Raw genomic sequence first — 19,910 nt, 5'->3', positions numbered from 1 at the left:
TCGTTAGGCCCCTCAGTCCCATTCCAGGCCGCCGCGCCGCCATACGTACGCGTAGGCGACGAAGACGGTGAGCACGAAGAGCAACATCTCCACGAGCCCGAAAACACCCAGGGCGTCGAAGGTGACGGCCCAGGGGTAAAGGAAGACGATCTCGATGTCGAAGACGATGAAGAGCATCGCCGTCAGGTAGTACTTGATCGGGAAACGCCCGCCGCCGGCCGGCGTGGGGGTCGGCTCGATACCGCACTCGTACGCCTCGAGCTTGGCGCGGTTGTACCGCTTCGGACCGATCAGCGTGGCCATGACCACGGAGAAGATCGCAAAGCCTGCCCCGAGGGCTCCCAGTACGAGGATGGGCGCATACGCGTTCACCGCTCCTCGCTCCTCTCAGTCGGCACTGACTGCTGGCGGGTTGCCATGGGCCCACTTCCGCCCCACCGGTCCCCCGAACCCCGCTCACCCCGGACGAAGATCGAGAACATGTGAAGCAGGTCACAAGCCCAACTGCCTCGCATCTTATGCCCGCGACTCTGTGATCTGCGACACGGGGTATTACCGAACCTTTGTGATCTCTGCCACCTGACGAACGATCATGAAGTCGGATGAGCGGTGATCTTCGTACGAGAAGCGTTCAGGCGTTCACCAAAAGTGACATTTTCGCTCGTCGTCGCAGGCCGGAGGGGTCGTCTCAATATCAAGAGGCTTCTCTTGCATGCAAATTCGTGTTGGACATGGCGTCCTGCTAGTGGGGTCCGTTCACACATCGGGGGGACATCCGGGGTGCGATGTGGACGCGTGCACGGATTCACGAGCTCGACGCGACCGATCCACGCGCGGGACGCCACCCCTCCGGTAACCGTTCCGTGACCTCCACCACATTCATGAGAGCGGTCCGAGAACCGGGCTTGGCCACCGACCCCATGCGGTGGTAAGCGCAGGGCAATTCGGACGTAATAACGAAACGACGTGATCACGGGCTTGATCACGGTAGTCCGCAATGTCCGTTACGGCGTCAATAAAGAACGACGCGCCCGGGGTTCACGGTCTCGATTGAACAACTGTGGCGCAGCACACGTTTCTTGAAGATATGAAGGAGCCCCTGGTACCCGTTGTTCTCATGCCCCACACCGCTCACATACGCAGCCACCGGAAGCCCCGCAGCCGCAGCGCGTCGACGATCGCGATGCGGGCCGGAGTTGCCGGTGGCGTCCTCAGCCTGGCCGCTGCCGGCGCGTCGGCGTCGGCCTACGCCGACGAGCCTGTGACGCAGACGCTCGAACTGCCCGCCCTGACGGCCGACATGGCCACCCAGGTCGCCCAGTCCGCGGACGCCACGCAGCAGGCCGCCGCGAACTACCAGCTGCAGGCCGAGCGTGACGCGGCCGCCGCAAATGCCGCAAAGCAGGCCAAGGCGGATCTCGCCGAGGCGAAGCAGAAGGCGGAGGCCAAGAAGAAGGCCGCCGAGGCCGCCCGTAAGGCCGCCGCCGCGCGCGCCAGCCGCACCGCAGAGCGGACCACCCTCAGCGCCACCAGCACGAACTCCAGCACCTCCACGAGCACGTCCACGGCCACCGGCTCGGCCGCGGCCGTCGTCTCCTTCGTGAAGGCGCAGATCGGCAAGTCCTACGTCCTGGGCGCCACCGGCCCCAGCGCCTACGACTGCTCCGGTCTCGTGCAGGCCGCCTTCAAGCAGGTCGGCATCAGCCTGCCGCGTGTCTCGCAGTCCCAGTCGACCGCCGGCACCCAGGTCTCGCTGAGCAACCTGCAGCCGGGCGACATCCTCTACTGGGGTAGCGCGGGCAGCGCCTACCACGTGGGGGTGTACGTCGGCGACGGCATGTTCGTCGGCGCGCAGAACCCGTCCACCGGCATCGTGGAGAAGCCGCTGTCGTACGACCCGCCGACCGGCGCGGTGCGGGTGCTCTAGGAGCACACCGCGGCAGCACGCCGTATTCACGTGAAGGGCCGCGGCCGCTCGGGGGCAGCGGCCCTTCGCGTTCACCCCAGGTCGAAGGTGTTGGGCAGGCCCAGCCGGTGGCGCAGCTCGTCGACCCTTTTCAGGGGCTCCGGCTCCGGCGACGACGACGGAGTCCGACATGTCGGTCACATCGTCAACCCCGTCCTCGACCCTCCGGACCGGGCCGGACGGCGGGTGCTCGACGGGGGCGAGGGGTGTCTGTCGGTGTCCGGCGCGGTGAGGGACGTACCCCGCCCGGACCGGGCTGTCGTACGCGGGCAGGACCGCGACGGCCGACCGCTCGTCATCGAGGGGACGGGGTACTTCGCGCGCCGTCTCGCGCACGAGGCCGACCACCTCGACGGTCAGGTGTACCTGGACCGGCGCTCCGAGCGGGAGCGCAAGGAGGCGCTGCGGCAGGTGGCGGACCGGCGGGAAGAGGTCTTCGCCCGCCGGCCCGCCAACATCGAGGCCCTGAGCGGCAGCTGGGCCGGGCCTTCCGAGCCGCCGTAGCGGCAGCCGGGTCAGGCCTTCGGGGCCACCTTGCTCAGCCCGTTGATGATCCGGTCCATCGCGTCGCCGCCCGTCGGGTCGGTGAGGTTGGCCAGGAGCTTCAGGGTGAACTTCATCAGGAGCGGGTGGGTCAGGCCGCGCTGGGTCGCGATCTGCATGACCTTCGGGTTGCCGATGAGCTTCACGAAGGCGCGGCCCAGCGTGTAGTAGCCGCCGTAGGTGTCCTTGAGGACGCGCGGGTAGCGCTGCAGGGCCAGTTCGCGCTGGCCCGGCGTCGCCCGCGCGTGCGCCTGGACGATGATGTCGGCGGCGAGCTGGCCGGACTCCATGGCGTAGGCGATGCCCTCGCCGTTGAAGGGGTTCACCAGGCCGCCGGCGTCGCCGACGAGCAGCAGGCCCTTGGTGTAGTGCGGCTGGCGGTTGAAGGCCATCGGCAGGGCGGCGCCGCGGATCGGGCCGGTCATGTTCTCCGGGGTGTAGCCCCAGTCCTCCGGCATGGACGCGCACCAGGCCTTCAGGACCTCGCGCCAGTCCAGCTCCTTGAAGGAGTCGGAGGTGTTGAGCACGCCGAGGCCGACGTTGGAGGTGCCGTCGCCCATGCCGAAGATCCAGCCGTAGCCCGGCAGCAGGCGGTCCTGCGGGCCACGGCGGTCCCACAGTTCCAGCCAGGACTCCAGGTAGTCGTCCTCGTGGCGCGGGGAGGTGAAGTACGTACGCACCGCGACGCCCATCGGGCGGTCCTCGCGGCGGTGCAGGCCCATCGCCAGGGACAGCCGGGTGGAGTTGCCGTCGGCGGCCACCACCAGGGGCGCGTGGAAGGTGACTTCCCGCTTCTCCTCGCCGAGCTTGGCCGTCACACCGGTGATGCGGCCGGTGCGCTCGTCGACGATCGGGCCGGAGACGTTGCAGCGCTCGTGCAGACGCGCCCCCGCCTTCTGGGCGTTGCGGGCCAGCTGCTCGTCGAAGTCGTCGCGCTTGCGGACGAGTCCGTAGTTCGGATAGGAGGCGAGATCCGGCCAGTCGAGCTGGAGCCGGGAGCCGCCGCCGATGATCCTCAGGCCCTTGTTGCGCAGCCAGCCGGCCTCCTCGGAGAGGTCGATGCCCATCGACACCAGCTGTTTGACGGCCCGCGGGGTGAGTCCGTCGCCGCACACCTTCTCGCGCGGGAACTCGGTCTTCTCCAGCAGGAGTACGTCGAGGCCGGCCCGGGCGAGGTGGTACGCGGTCGTGGAGCCGGCTGGCCCCGCGCCCACGACGATCACATCGGCGGAGTTGCCGGAGAGGGGCTCGGTCACGGCGGGATCTCCCCAAGGTTCGAAATCTGCGTGCCGACCGGCACCGGACATGGGCAGTCTATTCAGCACGATTGATCACCGGCCGAAGGGATGCCCCGTGAACCGAGCTCTCCCCGCAGTGCGGCTGCGCGTGCCCACCCACGAGGACGCGTTCGCCTGGCACCGGATCTTCGCCGATCCGGACGTCATGGAGTTCCACGGCGGCAGGGCCGCGGAGCTGTCCGTCTACGAGGAGCTCACCGCTCGCCAGCGGCGGCACGACGCCGAGCGCGGCTTCTGCCTGTGGACCATGCTCGACGAGTCGGGCGAGGTCATCGGCTTCACGGGCGCCCAGCCCTGGGAGCGTGAGTGGGGGCCGACGGGCGAGACCGAGATCGGCTGGCGGCTCGGGCGGGCGCACTGGGGCAGGGGATATGTCACCGCGGCCGCGCAGGAGACCCTGGAGCGGCTGCGGGCGGCCGGGGTGCCGGGCGTCGTGGCGATGGTCGACGCCCGCAACGAGCGCTCGATCGCGGTCACCCGGCGGCTGGGCATGCGCCACGCGGAGACCTTCGTGACACCCGGCGCGCGGCGCGAGGGGCACTGCTACCGACTGGAGTTGTGACTCAGAGTAGTCAACTGCCACAGAAAGACACCAAACGCTTCCGATCGGGGACGCGCCGGAGTTACCCTTCCCATGTCGCTGGGGGTGACATCTGTGCACATAACACCCAAAACACCCGAGGTGCGTGTTCCACGGCTCGTCGGTCTCATGGCCGTGGACGCGCGCGAGACGGCCCGCGTGTGGGGCCTGTCGCTCAACGCGCCGGACCGGCCGGACTTCCACCACACCGTCGTCGACTACGTCGTCCGCCAGTACCCGCAGCCGGGTGCCGAGGTGCCGAGGGACTCGATGGTCTATGTGTGGTTCGACTTCGGTGAGGGCGACGGCGGCGGAGGCGTTCGCGAGCCGCGCATTCCGAGACCGCCCTCCGGCGGGATGCAGCGCCAGCTCGACGAGCCCGGGGACGCCTTCGAGGTGATCAGCTCTCCTTGAAGCCCCGGTGCAGGGCCACCACACCGCCGGTGAGGTTCCGGTACGCCACCTTCGACCAGCCCGCCTTGCGCAGCCGCTCGGCCAGCCCGGGCTGGTCGGGCCAGGCGCGGATGGACTCGGCGAGGTAGACGTAGGCGTCCGGGTTGGAGGAGACGGCCCGCGCGACCGGCGGCAGGGCCCTCATCAGGTACTCGGTGTAGACGGTCCGGAAGGGCGCCCACGTCGGGTGCGAGAACTCGCAGATCACGACCCGCCCGCCGGGCCGGGTCACCCGGTACATCTCGCGCAGCGCGGCATCCGTGTCCTGCACATTGCGCAGCCCGAAGGAGATCGTCACCGCGTCGAAGGTGTCGTCCTTGAACGGCAGCCGGGTCGCGTCCCCGGCCGTGAAGGGCAGCCAGGGGTTGCGCCGCTTGCCGACCTGGAGCATGCCGAGCGAGAAGTCGCAGGGGACGACGTAGGCGCCGGTCTGGGCGAAGGGCAGCGACGAGGTGGCCGTACCCGCCGCCAGGTCCAGCACCTTCTGTGCGGGGCGCGCGTCGACCGCTCTCGCGACCTCCTTGCGCCATCGCCGGTCCTGGCCGAGGGACAGCACGTCGTTCGTGAGGTCGTACCGTTCCGCCACGTTGTCGAACATCGAGGCGACTTCGTGCGGCTGCTTGTCCAGGGATGCGCGGGTCACCCGACCATTGTGGCAGCAGGGGGTACGACGTCATGGCAGCGGCCTCGGCATCGTCACACGGCAGCCTCGGCATCTTCCTCACAGCCGCGTGCCTCCGGGCAGAGGTTCTCCGGCCGAACCCGGTCACCGGCCGCGGTACACCAGCCGTCCGCCGATCACGGTCGCCACACAGGTTCCGGCGCCGCGCCGGACCAGTTCGGCGCGGTCCGCGACATCGAACACGGCGAATCGGGCGGGACCGCCCGGCACCAGCCCCGGCAGCAGGATCAGCGGGGTGGGGGACAGCGCCGCCGGGCCCGGGAGCCGGTCCGGCCGCTGTCCCACCGCGAGCCCGGCCCTGCGCACCGCGTCGACCACGGCCCGCGACCGCAGCTCCCCGGCCAGCGCCACCGTGCCGTGCGCCAGCATCCGTTGGATCCCGCGCCGCGCGCTCGCGCCGAGGCGGGCGGGGTCGGCACGGAAGATCTCCCGCGCCCGCTCGCCGCCGATGGGCTCGGTCCCGAGGGCATCGGCCTCGCGCGGGTCGGGATGGTACGTGGCCTCGAGAAGCTCCGGGCCGTACGGGTTCAGCAGTCCCGGCGTCAGGATGCCGGGCCAGCGCCGCACCCGCGCCCGCGGGTGGGCGACGGCCAGTTCCTCGTACCGGCCGATGGCGGCGACGGCGGCGCCGTCGACCAGAACCGCCGTCTCGGGCGAATGCTCGGCGACGTGAAGTGTCAGCACGGAACCCCTGGTTGGCTCTGGTCGGCCCTGGTCGGCCCTAGCCGGCTCGGCCCTGGTCGGCCCTGGTCGGCTCAGTTGGACGCGAGCAGCTTCAGCTCGGGGTGGGCCGTCCCGCCCTCGATCGCCGTCGACGAGATGTGCGACATCACGCGCTCGTCGACCGGGTCGTTCGCCGGGTCGTCGTGCACGACGAGGTGCTCGTACGTCGTCGAGCGCTGCGCCGGGACACGCCCCGCCTTGCGGATCAAATCGATGATCTCCAGGCGGTTGGAACGGTGCTTGGCGCCGGCCGAGGAGACGACGTTCTCCTCCAGCATGATCGAGCCGAGGTCGTCGGCGCCGTAGTGCAGGGACAGCTGGCCGACCTCCTTGCCCGTGGTCAGCCAGGAGCCCTGGATGTGCCGGACGTTGTCGAGGAAGAGGCGGGCGATCGCGATCATCCGCAGGTACTCGAAGAGCGTGGCCTGTGTACGGCCCTTCAGATGGTTGTTCTCGGGCTGGTAGGTGTACGGGATGAACGCGCGGAAGCCGCCCGTGCGGTCCTGTACGTCCCGGATCATCCGCAGGTGCTCGATGCGCTCGGCGTTGGTCTCGCCGGTGCCCATGAGCATCGTCGACGTGGACTCCACACCCAGCCCGTGCGCGATCTCCATGATCTCCAGCCAGCGCTCGCCGCTCTCCTTGAGCGGGGCGATGGCCTTGCGCGGCCGCTCGGGCAGCAACTCGGCGCCGGCGCCCGCGAAGGAGTCCAGACCGGCCTGGTGGATCCGGGTGATGGCCTCCTCGACCGACACCTTCGAGATCCGGGCCATGTGCTCGACCTCGCTCGCCCCCAGGCTGTGGATGACGAGCTGCGGGAACTCCTTCTTGATGGCGGCGAAGTGCTTCTCGTAGTACTCGACGCCGTAGTCCGGGTGGTGCCCGCCCTGGAACATGATCTGCGTGCCGCCCAGCTCCACGGTCTCCGCGCAGCGGCGCAGGATGTCGTCGAGGTCGCGGGTCCAGCCCTTGGCGGTGTCCTTGGGGGCGGCGTAGAAGGCACAGAACTTGCACGCCGTGACGCACACGTTCGTGTAGTTGATGTTGCGCTCGATGATGTACGTCGCGATGTGCTCGGTGCCCGCGTAGTTGCGGCGGCGCACGGCGTCGGCGGCGGCACCCAGCGCGTGCAGCGGCGCGTCGCGGTAGAGGACGAGCGCCTCCTCGGGGGTGATCCGTCCACCGGCCGCGGCACGGTCGAGCACGGCTGTGACATCAAAAGACGTGAGGTCGGCCTTCTCGGTCACCGGGACGTCCCTTTCGTCAAGGGTTGCGGACGGACCCGGCCAGCCTACGCCAGGGCTCCGGCCCGGCCGACGTCAGGCCGCGTACGCCCCGGTCAGGAGTCCCGCGTACGCGCCCGCGATCAGGAACGGCCCGAACGGTATGGCCGTCTTGCGCCCCGCCCGCCGCGCGACGACGAGGGCACCGCCGTACAACGCCCCGAACAGGAAGCCGGCGAAGGTGCCGAGCATGACGGTCGGCCAGCCGTACCACCCCAGTACGGCGCCGGTCCCCAGCGCCAGCTTCACATCGCCGAAGCCCATGCCGCCCGGGTTGATGAGGAACAGCACGAAGTAGCCGCCGCCGAGCGCCAGGGCGCCGTACAGCGCGGTCAACCAGTCACCGGCGTGCTCCGGCAGCAGTGTCACCAGGCCGAGGAGTGCGAGCGCGGCGCCCGCGAGCGGCAGCGTCAGCGCGTCGGGCAGCCGCTGCACCCGGAAGTCCACGACCGCGAGCAGCACCCCGACGGGCGCGAGCAGCAGCCAGACGCCGAGTTCGGGCCGGGTGCCGGTGGCGGCGGCGAGCGCGGCGCAGACGAGGGCGGTGGCCGTGGCGAGCACAGGCGCGCCGGGGCCGTACGAGGACTCGGCGCATTCCGGGCACCGGCCGCGGCCGATCCACCCGCGCACCGGATGCCCGCCCGGACACAGCGCCCGCCACTCCTCCCCCTGCGGGGCGGAGAAGCGGTAGGCCGCCCGGGGCAGCAACGCCCCCGCCACCGCACCCCACAGCGCGGCGGCGGCGATCAGCGCGAGGTCGCTCATCCCGCCGCGGCGGCGCCGTCGCGCCAGGTCGGCAGCAGCTCGTCGAGGAGCGCCTCCGTGCGCGGCGGCAGACCGCGGGCACCGCCGCGGCCGAGGAGGTCGACGGCGAGGGTCCGCAGGCGGGCGGTGTCGCCGGTGGCGTGGGTGGCGCGCAGCAGTTCGTTCCACAGGCGCTCGTCGTCCGGGGCCGAGTTCAGCGCCGCGTTCAGCGCCTCGATCGCCTTCTCCGCACGGTCCTTCTCCAGGTGGAACGCGGACAGGGCGAGGCCGGTGTCGGCGACCAGCAGCGGGAGTTGGGCGTCGACGATCTCGTGGGTGAGCCAGCGGTAGCGGCCCTCGGGCCGGTCGGCGAGCAGCGGTCCGCGGACCAGGACCAGCGCGTCGGTGAGCAGCCGTCCGCGTACGGCGCGGCTGTCGACTCCCTTGCCCTGGGTGGCCTCGTGGTAGAGGGAGCGCAGCACGTCCAGGTCGGAGACGACCGACTTGGCGAGCGTGAGCCGCCCGGTCGCGTCGGCGCCGAGCCGGGGCGTGCCGTCCGGGTCGGTGCCGAGCCAGGTGCGCAGCCGCTCGATGAGCGCGTCCCGTACGTCCTCGGTGACCCCGCGCGGCCACAGCGCGGAGGCGAGCACGCGCGGGTGCACGCCCTCGCGGTGCAGAAGCAGCAGGGCGAGCGCCTCGTGCAGCAGGGCGCTGCGCTCACCGTCCGGGGTGTCGAGGCCGATGATCTCGTACGGCCCGACGAGGCGCGCGTACACCGCGGGGCGCCCCTGCTCGCTGATGTCGACGAGGAACGGCGGGGTGGTGGCCGGGCCGTCCGGGTCGCGCTCGGGGTCGGCCTCGACAAACAGCTCGACGACCGCGCGCTGCTGAACGGCCGGCAGGAGCTGTGCGTCGAGCTCCAGGCCGAGCAGCGGGGCGAGCAGCTTGCCCTCGGGCGTGACCTCCATCTCCCAGGCGGCACCGGGCAGATCGCCGGTCTCGGTGCCGACGAGGTAGCCGATGCCGAGCCGGCCGGCGTCGGCGGCGAGTTCGGCGAGCTTGACGGCGTCCTCGGCGGAGGGCTGGGCGGCGAGCAGGACGAGGTGCGGGGCCCAACGGGTGTGCTGGGCGGGCCCGGTGCGGCCGGTGAGCACGGAGTCGTGGCCGGCGGCACCGAGGGCGCCGCGCCGCTGCCGGGTCTCGGCCTCCATCGTCTCGATGAGCGCCTCGATGCCGTCGAGGTGGCGCAGCCGGTTGGGGGCGAGCGCGGTGAGGTCCTCGCCGAAGCCGACGAGGGTGATGGTCATCCGGTCCGACCAGCCGTTGGTGGCGAGTTCGGCGGCGACGGAGGCGAACACGGCGGCCCGGTCGGCCTCGCGGCCGCTCAGCGAGACGATGCCGGGCACGGCCTCCAGGTTGAGCAGCAGCCGCGAGTCGTCCATGGTGCCGAGGCTGACGAGACCCGGGTACGGTGCCGCGGTGTCGACGTCCTCGTACCTCTCGGCATCCGCGCGCGCCAGCATCCAGAACGTCTGGTCCTGCCCGAGCTGCCAGGGCGCCGGCGGCTTTCCGGCCGGCTGGGCGAGCTGGAGGTGCAGATCGCCGTTGCTGAGCCAGGCGGCGTAGACGACGGGCAGCGCGCGCGACTCGGCGGCGAGGGCGGCGGCAAGGCCCCGCAGCGAACGGTCCAGGAGCCGTACGCCCTCGGGATCGGCCCCGACGAGCAGCGCGTCGTGGACGTCCTGGGCGTCCCCGGTCGGCGTCGGCGGCTCCATGCCGCGCCGCCCGCCGACGGCCCCCAGCGCCGACTGCCACATCGCCTGCCGGCGCCGCCGGCCCAGGGCGCCGAGCAGGCCGGCGGCGAGGAGGGGGGCGCCGACGAGAGCTTCGGGCAGACCGAAGGAGTGGCTTCCCGAGTGGCTTGCGGAGCCGCTGTCGGCGGCGGGGGTGATGTGCTGCTGCTCCTGCTCGCCGGCCGGGGCGGGCCGCTGCTGGGGGATGGACACGTGGGAGCCGCCGGTGGCACCGGAACCGCCGCCGCCAGCGTGCTGCCCCTGCCCCTGCTCCTGTTCCTTGGCGTGATCCCCGGTCTTGGCGTAGTCGTGGATCTGCTGCCGCACCTCGTGGGAGACGTGGGCGTCGGGGTTCTCGACGAGTTCGCCGCCGTGCGCGTCGCCCGGCATCTCCATGATCCAGCCGGGACGGATGAGGCTGGCCTCGGACAGACGCGAACCGTCGGGCTGGATCCGGTCCTTGTTGAGCTCGTAGATCTCCTTGTACCGGCGGCCGTCGCCGAGGTGCCGCTGGGCTATCTCCCAGAGGGAGTCGTGGTGACGGCCCTCGGGCGGCTGGATCCGGTAGTACTTCGTGTCGCCGTGCTTGGCCGTGCCGCCCCCGGCGTCGGCGTGGGCGGCGGCGTGGGTGGCCTGCTCGGCGAGGGCGGCTGCGGTGCCGGCGGCCTGCTCCTGCTGCTGCGCGAAGAGGCCCGGGGTCTGCTGGGCCGCGGCGACCGTGCCCTTCTGGTTCCCCTCCAGGCTGTGCCCGAGCTGCGACAGCCCCGGCGTGAGGCTGGCCGCGGTGGCACCGACGAGCAGCAGCGCGGCGACGAGCTGCCGGGCGAGCAACTGGCTGGGGCCCGCGCCGGGGACCCGCCCCGGGATCCCCACGCCGGACAGCGCGGCCTTGACCTCCACCAGCACGCAGGCCGTGAACTGGGCCCAGGCGAGCCACACGATCACGGTGAGGACGTGCAGGAAGGTCTGGACGGTGATCTCCTGCTGCAGCCAGTCGAGGCTGGGCGCGCCATGAGGCAGCGGCCAGCCGACTGTCACGGCGAGGGCGCCGGGCACGCCGATGACCAGCACGAGCAGGGCGACGAACGCGAAGAACGCCTTGACGAAGTCCCCGAACGAACGCCGGCGCACGCGCACCGGCTGCGGTGTCCGGTTCCGCGGCCCCGCGGGGCTTCCCGTCGAGCTTGATGTGCTGCGTCGCGCCATGGCGGGTGTCCTGGGTCGTGTGTGGGAGGAGTTGGTTCGGGGGGTGGGTCGAGCCTACAGAGATCCTATTGAGTGGGACTGACAGCGTCGAAGAGACGGCGGGAGATCGAAGGGCCGATCACCACCGATTCCCCCACCCATGTCCAATAGATGCACTTCCGCCGGAAGTTGACCTCGCAACGACCGCGCACCACCCCTTCACATACCCCGCACAACCCCCCACGACCGCTCAAGTCACTGTCATACGCCCCTGATAGCTTCGTTCCCAGCTGCACACACGCCGAACTCCGGGGGAGACTCAACCGTGGCCCGCCGCATCCTGACCCTGACCACCCTGACGACCACCGCGGCCCTGCTGCTGACCGCCTGCGGCGGAGGCGGCGGCGACAAGTCGGACGACATCAAGGGCGCGGACAAGGGGTCGAAGAGCCCGTCGGCCTCCGCCTCTGCGTCGTCTTCGGCGTCCTCCGGCGCCAAGCGCCCGGCGATCACGCTGCCGAGCAGTTTCCAGCTCACGTTCGAGAACTGGACCAGCAGCGATCCGGTGAAGCAGGCGGTGCTCAACGACGCGAAGGAAGAACTCCGGGCGGGCTACGCGGCGATCATCGCCGACAACCCCGACAGCGAGGCCGTCGCCTTCTACGACACCGCGGGCGTTGTCCAGCAGACCAAGACGTGGATCAAGACGTACACCGACAAGAACCTCACCGTCATCGGCAAGCTGCCCGCCTTCGGCGCCAAGGTCAGCCTGGCCAAGACCGGTGCGGGGGCGTCGCTCAGCTACTGCACGGACGAGAGCAAGGCGTCCACCAAGAACCGCAAGACCGGCAAGGTCGAGGGGAATCCGGCAGGCACGAACCCCTACGTCCTCTACACGGTCTCCCTGGCGAAGAGCGCGCAGGGCGTGTGGCAGAACGCGTCCGTCCACTCCGAGCGAGGCGGGTGCTCCAAGTGAGGGCGCGATACCGGGCGACACCCGTGATCGCCGGGTCGCTTGTCGTGACCCTGCTGGGCTCGGCGCCCGCCGACGCGTTCGGAGGCGCGGGCACCAACACGCGAGGCAATAGCAACGGCAACGAACTGACCGCCTCCGCCCGCTATTCACGCATCAAGGTCACTCAACAGAGCGGTCCCACCGGTGGCAAGCAGGGCACGGTCTCGTCGACGGACGTGAACTGGAAGCCGCCGCCGTGCTGGTACGAACCCGTCTTCTCCCCGGCGCAGCTGAAGGACTTCGCCGAGAAGGACGGCGACGGCGACGCCGGCCTGCGCAACGGGTGGTACGGATCGAGTCTCTGGACCGACCACTTCAGGGACGAGAAGGACGCGATCAGCACCTTCACCACCCCTAACACCGTGAAGGGCTACAAGAACTACAACCTCGGCAAGGACGGCTACTTCTGGCGCGGAGTGGCCCCGGACCTCAACGCCGTGGACGACACCTCGCTGTGCAGCCGGCTCATGTTCTGGGTCGACGCCGGCAAGGTCCCCGACGTGCCGAACGCCCCCACGCCGAAGACCCTCGCCGAGTACGCCTACAACAAGATCAAGGTCCCCAGTACATCGATCGAGCTGAAGCCGACGGCCAGGTCCACCGTCAACCTCCCGACCTGGGCGTGGCTGGACAAGGGCACCTTCAATGAGGTCAAGGTCCGCGCGGAGCTCCCCGACACCGGCCTCTGGGCGGAGACGACGGCCAAGCCCGTGGCACTCCACCTCGACCCCGGCACCTCGGACGCCGAGACCTACCCCGCCTCCGGCAACTGCACCATCAACGACGACGGCTCGATCGGCATGCCGTACGCGAACGGCGACGCCGACAAAACACCCCCGTGCGGAATCACCTACCTCCACGCCTCCAACGGCACCCCCTACCACCTGAAGGCCAGCATCACCTGGCGGATCACCTGGCAGGGCTCCGACGGCAGCGGCGGCGACCTGCCCGACGGCACGTTCGAGACGACGCAGGACATGAACGTCCAGGAGATCCAGTCGGTCAACCGCTGACCCGACCAGTTGCGCGACGTCACACGGTCAACGTCCCCGCGATGTCGTCCCCCATCCGCTCCGCCGGCTCGTCCAGGATCGGTTCCGTCCAGGACAGGGTCAGGGTGATCGCCGTACGCAGGCCCTTCGGGCGGACGCCGTAGAAGAGGGAGCGGATCACCGGGCGGGGGCCCAGTAGGCGCACCTTCTCGCCGATGAAGTTCTGGCGGATGCGGACCGCGTCCCCGAGTGGGAGGCGTACCTCGCGGACGTCCGGGTCGCCGAGGTCCCGTACCGTCATGTGCTCGGTCAGCCAGGACAGGGACACGTCGGGGACCGTGTCGTCGGGGTGGATGGCGTCGAGTTCCATGATGGCGGCCACCGCGTTGTGGCCGCTGACGTACCAGCCGAAGGCCGCGAGGGGTGTGCGGGTGCGGCTGTCGGTCGCCGCGCGCTTCAGGTCCCGGGTCAGGGCGCGGATGTCGGCCTTCTCGCCGTCACGTGCGTATCGCTCGGCCAGTTCCCGCGCCTGGTACTTGGACCAGTAGTCCAGGTCCATGGCCGATTCGTCGGTGTCGGTGACCGGGAAGGGCACCCAGTCCTCCGAGCACTCCAGGCCGAGGTTCGAGAGGTCGTCGTCCGTCATGTGGGTCGTCACTCCGTCCAGGTCAGCGAGGCCGCGATCGCGTCGAAGAGTTCTGCCATCGCGTCCGCGATCGGCTCCAGCGGCGTCGAGAAGGTGAGCAGCAGGAACGCCGCCGTGCCGGGGACGGGGACGTGGTACTCCAGCGAGAGCGAGTTGTGGGCCCGCTGCGGGTCCTCCTCGCCCGGTTGGCGCAGCAGCCTGCGGATCCGGACCGCCTGGCCCGAGGGCAGTTCCTCGATGGTCACCGTCCCCCCGTCCGCCGTGGACAGCGTTTCCGCCAGCGCCTCCAGCGGCAGTGGCGCGGGGTGCCGGAGCGGCGCGAGGGTGACGAGGAGGGAGGCGGGGATGGTGAACGGGCCGATCTCCTGGAGGCTGAGATACAGCTCGATACCGCCCGAGCGGTGTGCCTTCGCGACCCGGCGCCGCAGGTCCTTGCGGAAGTCCTCCTTGAGGTGCGGCGCGTTGTCGATGCCCTGGAACTGGCGCTCCACCAGCGCGTCGACCGCCTTGTCCCGCTGCTCGGGCGGGTCGAGGAGGATCCGGAACCAGCCGTCCGGGAGGAGCAGACGGTAGTCGGCCGGGGGTGCGGTCTCCTGGAGTCCTGTCATGCGGCTTGCTCCGTGAGGGGGCGGTCCGGTGCCGGATCCGCCGGTCGGTCCAGCCGGAAGCGGCTGTGCAGTTGGTGGGCCAGGTAGGGGATCGCCTGGAGTACGGCGCCGAGCGCGCCCAGGGCGATCACGGCCGGGGCCGCGGCGGGGTGCGCCTCCTGCATCCGCATGCCCCATGCGATCGAGAAGTACGAGGCCAGGGCCATGACCGCGGTGGACGAGACACCGGCGACGGTGCCGGCGAAGCGGGACTCGCGGCGTGCGGCCCGCGGGGAGGCCGGAAGCGGGCCGGCACCGAGCGCCGGGTGCTTGGGCCAGGCGGCCTTGCCGCTCAGCTCCCGCTCGGTCGCCCGCAGACCGGCAGTCCCGGCCGCCTTGCGCAGCCGCGCCCACCCATCCGCCCCGGATGTGCCGGATGTGCCGGATGTGCCGCCGAACCATGCGTCCCACGGCAGTACGGCCCGCAACTCCTCCCCCGGCCCCCGCAGTTCGGCACCGACCGGCGCACCGGTCCGGTCCCGTACGAGGACGAGGGTCGTCAGGGCGTGCGGGCCGGTCAGCGGCAGCCAGTACTCCTGACCGCCGACATACCGCAGGACGAGATCGCGGTCCTGCACCCGCAGTTCGGTGTCCCGCCGGAACCGTACGGTCGCCCCCAGCCCGTCCGCGGGGGCCGGCCGCACGCGCTCCCGTACGACGGGGTCGTACCGCCGAAGGCGCATACGGGTCCGGAGCCGGAGGGCCAGCCGTGCGACCGGGGCCACGAAGGCGGCGACGGCGGAGGGCACCACGAGCCAGGGGGACAGCGAGCCGGAGAAGACGATGACCGTGAACGCGGTGAACCACACGCCCCCGGCCGCCAGCCGCGTCCCCCAGTACCAGGCGGGAAAGTCGCCGCCCCGGGCCAGGCGTACGCTTCCCCGCCGGCGCTTCCCCTTCGCCGCCCTCGGGTCGTCCGCGCTCCGCACCACGTGCAGCGGGATGCCCGCCGCCCTGCAAAGCGCCGACACTCCGCTGCGGCTGAGCAGTTGGTCCCCCTGCACGGACCGCTTCGGCAGCGCGGGCGACTCGGGGAGCCAGTCCTCGATGTCGAACCAGCCCCTCAACGCACCGCTCTCGTCCTGGAGTTGGACCTCGCCCCAGGAGCCGGTGACCGGCGGACCCATGCGCTGCCGGTCCGCTCCGGGCGCGTCGACGAAGACGGCACGGGTGATGCCGCCGGCGCCGACCGGGAGCCGCAGCGACCGTCGCCGTGTGTGCAGGACGAGATCGGTGCCCTCCAGGTGGAGACGGGAGGTGTGGCACAGTTCGAGGCCGGATCCTCGCCCGGCCGCCGGTCTGAGAGCGGGCTCGGGAATCATCCCGTGACCCTGTCGTAGAGCGACGTCACCGTGCCGTAGGCGCCCTCGGCGCCGGCCGTGACGCCCGCGAACGTCGAGCCCGCCCAGACGTTGGTGTGCGCACTGAAGTTGCTCAGCGCCCCGCTGACCTCGGGCAGCTTCAGCGCCGCCGGCGCGATGCCGTCGAGGTTCGCGGCGGTCCGGGCCAGTTCGGGGTCCAGGGTGCCCAGCGAGCGGGGCGCGGCCATCCCCTTCAGCCCCTCGCTCCAGCCCTGCTTGGAGAAGGCGCTGCCGATCGACTTCACTCCGTCGACGGTGTCCCGGTACATGGAGACCGGGCTGAAGCCCTCCTTCAGGTTGCCCCAGGTGGGGAACCTCCCCTTCGGCATGGTGCGCATCGCCTCCGCCGCGGCCTTCCCCCGGATCGCGCCCTGGGCCCCGCGGTTGGCCAGGTTCCAGGCCTTGCTCGACTTCATGCCGGAGGCGACGGCGTTGCGGAACAGGCCGCTGCGTGCGAGCGCCTTGCCGCCCGCGGCCGCGCCCCTGGCTCCCGACATGGCCGCCCGGCCGATACCGAAGGTAGCGACGCCCACGGCGTCCAGGATGACCGACTTCCAGCTTCCCTCCCCGCCCAGGGCGAGCACCAGGTCGGTGGCGAGGGCGACGACGCTGGCGAGCAGGGCGACCGCGTTGGCGACGGCGGCGATGGCCTGTCCGATGACGGGGATCCAGCCGAGCGCCAGGGCGGCCACACCCGCCCACAGCGCGATGCGCCCGGCCCACTTGGAGATCTGTGTCAGCCAACCCGCGTTCTCGTGGACCCAGTTCTTGAACTTGTCCGTCCAGCCGTCCTTGAGCCCGTCGCCCTCGATGACGTCGTGTATGGCGTCGGCGGCCAGTCCGGCGGCGCGGTCGCGGATCCCCTTGGCGGCTTCGAGGGCGTCCTTCGCGGCCGACAGCGCCGAGGAGGCGTGTTCCTTCTGCTTCGTGAACTTCTTGCTGTCCGGGTCGTCCTCGGGCGTGTCATGGGGATGGCGGTCCAGGGAGCGCTGGGCGGAGGAGAGGTCGTCATGGGCGGTCTCGGCGTCGTGCAGCGCCTTGTCCGCCAGCTGCTGGGCGCGGTGCAGTTCCGAGGCGTACTCGTTGCTGCACACCCCGTCCCGGACCTGGGTGCCGAGGGCGGCGGCCGCCTCGTCGTACCGCTTGAACGCCCTGCGCAGCTTGTCGCCCGCGCCGTCGGCGGAGCTGCGGAACTCGGTGGCCGTCTTGCCCTTCCAGTTCTCCACCGACGCCAGCGCCTTGATCTCGCGGGCCTCCTTCTCGATGGCCTCGGCGGTCCTGCGCAACTGGCGGCCGAGCGCGGCCACTTCCTCGGGGTCGCCGGGCACCGGATCGGAGGTCTCGCCGAGCACGGCCCAGCGGTCGGCGGCGGGGCGGGCGCTCACTGCTTCGCCCCCTTCGTCCCCTTCGCCTGCTTGCCGTCCTTGTCGGCCTTCCTGAGGGCCTCGGCGAGTTCGTGGTCGAGCTTGTCGTACGAGTCCGCTGCGGTCTTGGTGATCCCGGCGAGCTTCTCCAGCTCCTCGGTGAGTTTGCCGCGGTGGATCTTCCAGTTGCTGCCGAACTTCTCGAAGGCGTCCAGTAGCTTCTGCGAGCCGATCTCCCCGACGCCGTACCCCTCGGCGGGGTTGGCCCGATCCGCGAAGGTGTCGCGGATGCCCGTCAGCGCCCTGGAACACTCTCTGATCCGGTCGATGTCCGCCTGCTGATCACTCACGCGTACGCTCCCCCTCCCGCACCACGGCCCCGGCGCGCACACCGGTCACAGACCGGCCAGCCTGCCCCTGACGGGTAAGGGCGCGAGGACTCAAGGTATGAAGATGGTAAGAATCGATGGACGGGTCAGGGTTCACGCCTCCCGCAGGACGGCCAGGGCGAACGCCAGTCGCCGGTCGAGCCAACTGGCCTGCGGGCGATACACCTTGCCGTCCTCAAGGTGTTCGCACGTCAGGACCACGGGCTCTTCGTCGCCCTCCGCTCGCCAGGTCACCGGACGGGACCGGTACGAGCCCGTGCGGGCGTCGCCGTCCGCCCCCAGGCTGAAAACGGAGTCGACCACACTGCCCACCACCGCGCCCGCGCCCCGGACCACGCTCTCCTTGCCTCGCGTCGCGATCTCCTTCGCGCTGCCCCTCGCCCAGTGGTAGCGGGCGACGACGTCCGGGTGACCGGGCTGCTGGAGCCACCAGCCGTGCTCGACGGTGCGCCTTGCGGGCGGAGCCCGGTGGACGAGGCCCAGTTCCGCGCCCCCGGCATCGGCCACGCGGTAACGGGCACCCGCCTTCTCCGGCGTGAGCGTGCAGACCGGTTCCGTCGGCCGTGTGGCGTCGTACAGCTCGTACGAGGGAGTCTCGCTGCCGGTGCCGGAGACGAGCACCGACGGTGCGTGGTACCGGACACCGTCGTGCGTGGACGGCACGCGTATCGCCCGTGGCCCGGTCAGCGGCTTACGGGTCAGCGTGCCGGGCCGCAGCACCTCGCCCACCGTGAACCGGCCCGCCCGGTCCCAGAAGACGGGCGGGATTTCCGGCTCGCTCTTCCGGCGCCCGAACACGCCGGCTCAGCCGACCTCGTTGCGGGCCACGGACCGGCCGTGCACGACCACGTTCCCGCCGTAGAACATGCCGGTGAACACCGGCTCGTACGTCAACTGCACCTCGACCTCGACCTCTTGGGCGTCGGCCGCCACACAGTGGGTCGCGGCGATGTCGGCGCCGGACATGTCCATCTCGCGGGCGAAGGCCTTCACCCGGGCATCGCAGTTCTGGAAGTTGATCGGCGCGGCGCCGCCCTGGTTGTCGTACAGGGCCTCCTTGTCGATGTCCTGGGCGGCGTAACGGGCGGCCTGTTCCGCGATGTCGGCGGCCCGTTCGCGCTTGGAGATCGAGAGACCGCCGTCGATGACGAACGCGGACAGGGAAAGGAAGACCAGCGCGAAGATGATCACCGCGCCGGCGCCGGAGCCCCGGTCGTCGAGCTTGGCACGACGGGCGGACCGCCAGGTCCGCCAGGTCCGCCAGGTCCGCCAGGTCCCTTCGAGATCCGTCACGCCGACCTCCGGTACGGATCCAGCGACGAGGAGAAACTGGCGGACAGGTGCGTGGGCACGTTCAGGCCCAGCATCGCCAGACCGCGCACCTCGCAGCTCACCTCGACCGTGAAGAACGGGTCCACGTCCGGATCGAAGCCCGCGCTCTTCTGCACGACGGACACCGGTCCGGAGCAGACGTCCGCGAGGTCCGCCTCGGCGGCCTTGCGGGCCTCCGCCATCGCCGTGCCGTGGTCCTTCTGAATCGAGCCGGCGCGGGCCGCGTCACGCGCGGCGCCGTCCAGCGCGCCCCGGCCGTCGACCAGCTGGCCGAAGGCCACCAGGACCAGGATGAACATGATCATCACCGGGGCGAGAATCACGACCTCGACGGTCGACAGGCCCCGGTCCCGGCCGTCCTGGGTGATACGCCCGCGCACGGACGTCGTACGACCCCACACGGACGTCACACGCCCGCGCACGAAGGCGAAACAGTCCATCTAGTTCGCCCCCTGGTCCTTCACGAACCGCTCCACCGGCCCCGACGACTGCGCGTGCACCGTCAGATCGAGCCCCGGGAACACCGTCGGCACCCGCGCCGAGATCTCCACGCCCACCGTGTTCTGCTCCGGCTGGAGCATCGTCACGTCCGGCGACAGCACCAATTGCGGGCCCAGCTGGCGGATGTAGTCGTCGACCACGCCCCGCGCCTCGCCCCGCCACGCGCCGGGCTGGTCGTGGGCCGTGGCACGGGCCTTGCGGGCGCCCGCCTGGGCCGCCGCCTGGGCCACATGGTCGGCGAAGAAGTACAGGGCGAACTGGACCGTCGCGAAGATCATGAAGAAGAGGACGGGAGTGAGCAGCACGAACTCGATCGCAGTCATGCCGGACTCACCGGCCTCGCCGCGCGCGGCCCGCGCGCGGCTGCGCGCCCATCTGCCCACGCCCACAAACAACCCCGTCATCCCCGTCGT

General features: G+C 70.9%; 21 protein-coding genes and 1 pseudogene. 6 read left to right on the top strand and 16 right to left on the bottom strand.

The window, feature by feature from the left end; translation table 11 throughout:
• Positions 1-12: 12 nt before the first annotated feature.
• Positions 13-372 carry an NADH-quinone oxidoreductase subunit A gene (locus ACFY1J_RS37485; RefSeq protein WP_007383963.1) on the bottom strand — a complete coding sequence of 120 codons (360 nt, stop codon included), beginning with the start codon at positions 370-372 and terminating at the stop codon, positions 13-15.
• Positions 373-1,117: 745 nt separating this feature from the next.
• Here ACFY1J_RS37485 and ACFY1J_RS37480 point away from each other — a divergent pair.
• Positions 1,118-1,927 carry a C40 family peptidase gene (locus tag ACFY1J_RS37480; RefSeq protein ID WP_390732778.1) on the top strand — a complete coding sequence of 270 codons (810 nt, stop codon included), beginning with the start codon at positions 1,118-1,120 and terminating at the stop codon, positions 1,925-1,927.
• A gap of 150 nt (positions 1,928-2,077) precedes the next feature.
• Positions 2,078-2,470, top strand: a pseudogene (locus ACFY1J_RS37475) (peptide deformylase); the annotation flags it as partial.
• An 11-nt stretch (positions 2,471-2,481) separates the two neighbouring features.
• Here ACFY1J_RS37475 and ACFY1J_RS37470 read toward each other — a convergent pair.
• Positions 2,482-3,816, bottom strand: coding sequence for a geranylgeranyl reductase family protein (locus ACFY1J_RS37470; RefSeq protein ID WP_390711558.1), 1,335 nt, complete (start codon positions 3,814-3,816; stop codon positions 2,482-2,484).
• Positions 3,817-3,862: 46 nt separating this feature from the next.
• Between ACFY1J_RS37470 and ACFY1J_RS37465 the strand changes: the two genes are divergently transcribed.
• Together ACFY1J_RS37465 and ACFY1J_RS37460 are read left to right on the top strand one after the other, a co-directional pair.
• Positions 3,863-4,369: a GNAT family N-acetyltransferase gene (locus ACFY1J_RS37465; protein ID WP_390711557.1), complete on the top strand. Its 507-nt coding sequence runs from the start codon at positions 3,863-3,865 to the stop codon at positions 4,367-4,369.
• 120 nt (positions 4,370-4,489) lie between these two features.
• The gene (locus ACFY1J_RS37460; protein ID WP_363299829.1) at positions 4,490-4,801 is read left to right on the top strand and encodes a PASTA domain-containing protein; all 312 of its coding nucleotides are present in this window, start codon (positions 4,490-4,492) and stop codon (positions 4,799-4,801) included.
• Here the strand turns inward: ACFY1J_RS37460 and ACFY1J_RS37455 are convergent.
• The 5 genes from ACFY1J_RS37455 to ACFY1J_RS37435 all read right to left on the bottom strand — a co-directional run bounded on the left by ACFY1J_RS37455 (position 4,788) and on the right by ACFY1J_RS37435 (position 11,271).
• On the bottom strand, positions 4,788-5,483 hold the full coding sequence (locus ACFY1J_RS37455; protein WP_390711556.1) for a demethylmenaquinone methyltransferase: 696 nt from the start codon (positions 5,481-5,483) through the stop codon (positions 4,788-4,790). The two genes, ACFY1J_RS37460 and ACFY1J_RS37455, sit on opposite strands and share 14 nt — an antisense overlap.
• Before the next feature lie 123 nt (positions 5,484-5,606).
• The gene (locus tag ACFY1J_RS37450) at positions 5,607-6,206 is read right to left on the bottom strand and encodes a hypothetical protein (protein WP_390732777.1); all 600 of its coding nucleotides are present in this window, start codon (positions 6,204-6,206) and stop codon (positions 5,607-5,609) included.
• A 71-nt stretch (positions 6,207-6,277) separates the two neighbouring features.
• The gene (gene mqnC / locus ACFY1J_RS37445; RefSeq protein ID WP_390711554.1) at positions 6,278-7,492 is read right to left on the bottom strand and encodes a cyclic dehypoxanthinyl futalosine synthase; all 1,215 of its coding nucleotides are present in this window, start codon (positions 7,490-7,492) and stop codon (positions 6,278-6,280) included.
• Between the two features lie 72 nt (positions 7,493-7,564).
• Positions 7,565-8,293 carry a prepilin peptidase gene (locus tag ACFY1J_RS37440; protein ID WP_390732776.1) on the bottom strand — a complete coding sequence of 243 codons (729 nt, stop codon included), beginning with the start codon at positions 8,291-8,293 and terminating at the stop codon, positions 7,565-7,567.
• Positions 8,290-11,271, bottom strand: coding sequence for a BTAD domain-containing putative transcriptional regulator (locus tag ACFY1J_RS37435; RefSeq protein WP_390732775.1), 2,982 nt, complete (start codon positions 11,269-11,271; stop codon positions 8,290-8,292). Before ACFY1J_RS37435 ends, ACFY1J_RS37440 begins: the two co-directional genes overlap by 4 nt.
• 304 nt (positions 11,272-11,575) lie before the next feature.
• On the opposite strand from ACFY1J_RS37435, the gene ACFY1J_RS37430 reads away from it, so the two are divergent.
• Together ACFY1J_RS37430 and ACFY1J_RS37425 are read left to right on the top strand one after the other, a co-directional pair.
• The gene (locus ACFY1J_RS37430; protein WP_390732774.1) at positions 11,576-12,226 is read left to right on the top strand and encodes a hypothetical protein; all 651 of its coding nucleotides are present in this window, start codon (positions 11,576-11,578) and stop codon (positions 12,224-12,226) included.
• Positions 12,223-13,278 (top strand): hypothetical protein, encoded by a 1,056-nt coding sequence (locus tag ACFY1J_RS37425; protein ID WP_390732773.1) that lies wholly within the window; start codon positions 12,223-12,225, stop codon positions 13,276-13,278. The genes ACFY1J_RS37430 and ACFY1J_RS37425 overlap by 4 nt, the downstream gene beginning before the upstream one ends.
• Before the next feature lie 19 nt (positions 13,279-13,297).
• Here the strand turns inward: ACFY1J_RS37425 and ACFY1J_RS37420 are convergent, their stop codons facing one another.
• From ACFY1J_RS37420 to ACFY1J_RS37380, 9 genes are all read right to left on the bottom strand, one after another.
• Positions 13,298-13,903, bottom strand: coding sequence for a hypothetical protein (locus tag ACFY1J_RS37420; protein WP_390732772.1), 606 nt, complete (start codon positions 13,901-13,903; stop codon positions 13,298-13,300).
• An 8-nt stretch (positions 13,904-13,911) separates the two neighbouring features.
• Entirely contained in the window at positions 13,912-14,511 is a 600-nt protein-coding gene (locus tag ACFY1J_RS37415; protein ID WP_390711549.1) for a hypothetical protein, read from the bottom strand.
• Positions 14,508-15,872, bottom strand: a complete 1,365-nt coding sequence (locus ACFY1J_RS37410; RefSeq protein WP_390732771.1) for a hypothetical protein — start codon at positions 15,870-15,872, stop codon at positions 14,508-14,510. The genes ACFY1J_RS37415 and ACFY1J_RS37410 overlap by 4 nt, the downstream gene beginning before the upstream one ends.
• Positions 15,869-17,296 carry a hypothetical protein gene (locus ACFY1J_RS37405; protein WP_390732770.1) on the bottom strand — a complete coding sequence of 476 codons (1,428 nt, stop codon included), beginning with the start codon at positions 17,294-17,296 and terminating at the stop codon, positions 15,869-15,871. The genes ACFY1J_RS37410 and ACFY1J_RS37405 overlap by 4 nt, the downstream gene beginning before the upstream one ends.
• Positions 17,293-17,625 (bottom strand): hypothetical protein, encoded by a 333-nt coding sequence (locus ACFY1J_RS37400; RefSeq protein WP_390732769.1) that lies wholly within the window; start codon positions 17,623-17,625, stop codon positions 17,293-17,295. The genes ACFY1J_RS37405 and ACFY1J_RS37400 overlap by 4 nt, the downstream gene beginning before the upstream one ends.
• A gap of 132 nt (positions 17,626-17,757) precedes the next feature.
• On the bottom strand, positions 17,758-18,462 hold the full coding sequence (locus ACFY1J_RS37395; protein ID WP_390732768.1) for a hypothetical protein: 705 nt from the start codon (positions 18,460-18,462) through the stop codon (positions 17,758-17,760).
• A 6-nt stretch (positions 18,463-18,468) separates the two neighbouring features.
• Positions 18,469-18,957 carry a TadE/TadG family type IV pilus assembly protein gene (locus tag ACFY1J_RS37390; RefSeq protein ID WP_390732767.1) on the bottom strand — a complete coding sequence of 163 codons (489 nt, stop codon included), beginning with the start codon at positions 18,955-18,957 and terminating at the stop codon, positions 18,469-18,471.
• Complete coding sequence (locus ACFY1J_RS37385) at positions 18,954-19,436, bottom strand: TadE/TadG family type IV pilus assembly protein (RefSeq protein WP_390711543.1); 483 nt, start codon at positions 19,434-19,436, stop codon at positions 18,954-18,956. Before ACFY1J_RS37385 ends, ACFY1J_RS37390 begins: the two co-directional genes overlap by 4 nt.
• Positions 19,437-19,901, bottom strand: a complete 465-nt coding sequence (locus tag ACFY1J_RS37380) for a TadE family protein (RefSeq protein WP_390711542.1) — start codon at positions 19,899-19,901, stop codon at positions 19,437-19,439.
• Positions 19,902-19,910: the final 9 nt, after the last annotated feature.

Source organism: Streptomyces sp. NPDC001406 (genome assembly GCF_042895285.1).
Taxonomy (GTDB): domain Bacteria; phylum Actinomycetota; class Actinomycetes; order Streptomycetales; family Streptomycetaceae; genus Streptomyces.
The sequence above is the reverse complement of the archived record's forward strand: the minus strand, read 5'-3'. Positions and strand labels throughout refer to the sequence as shown.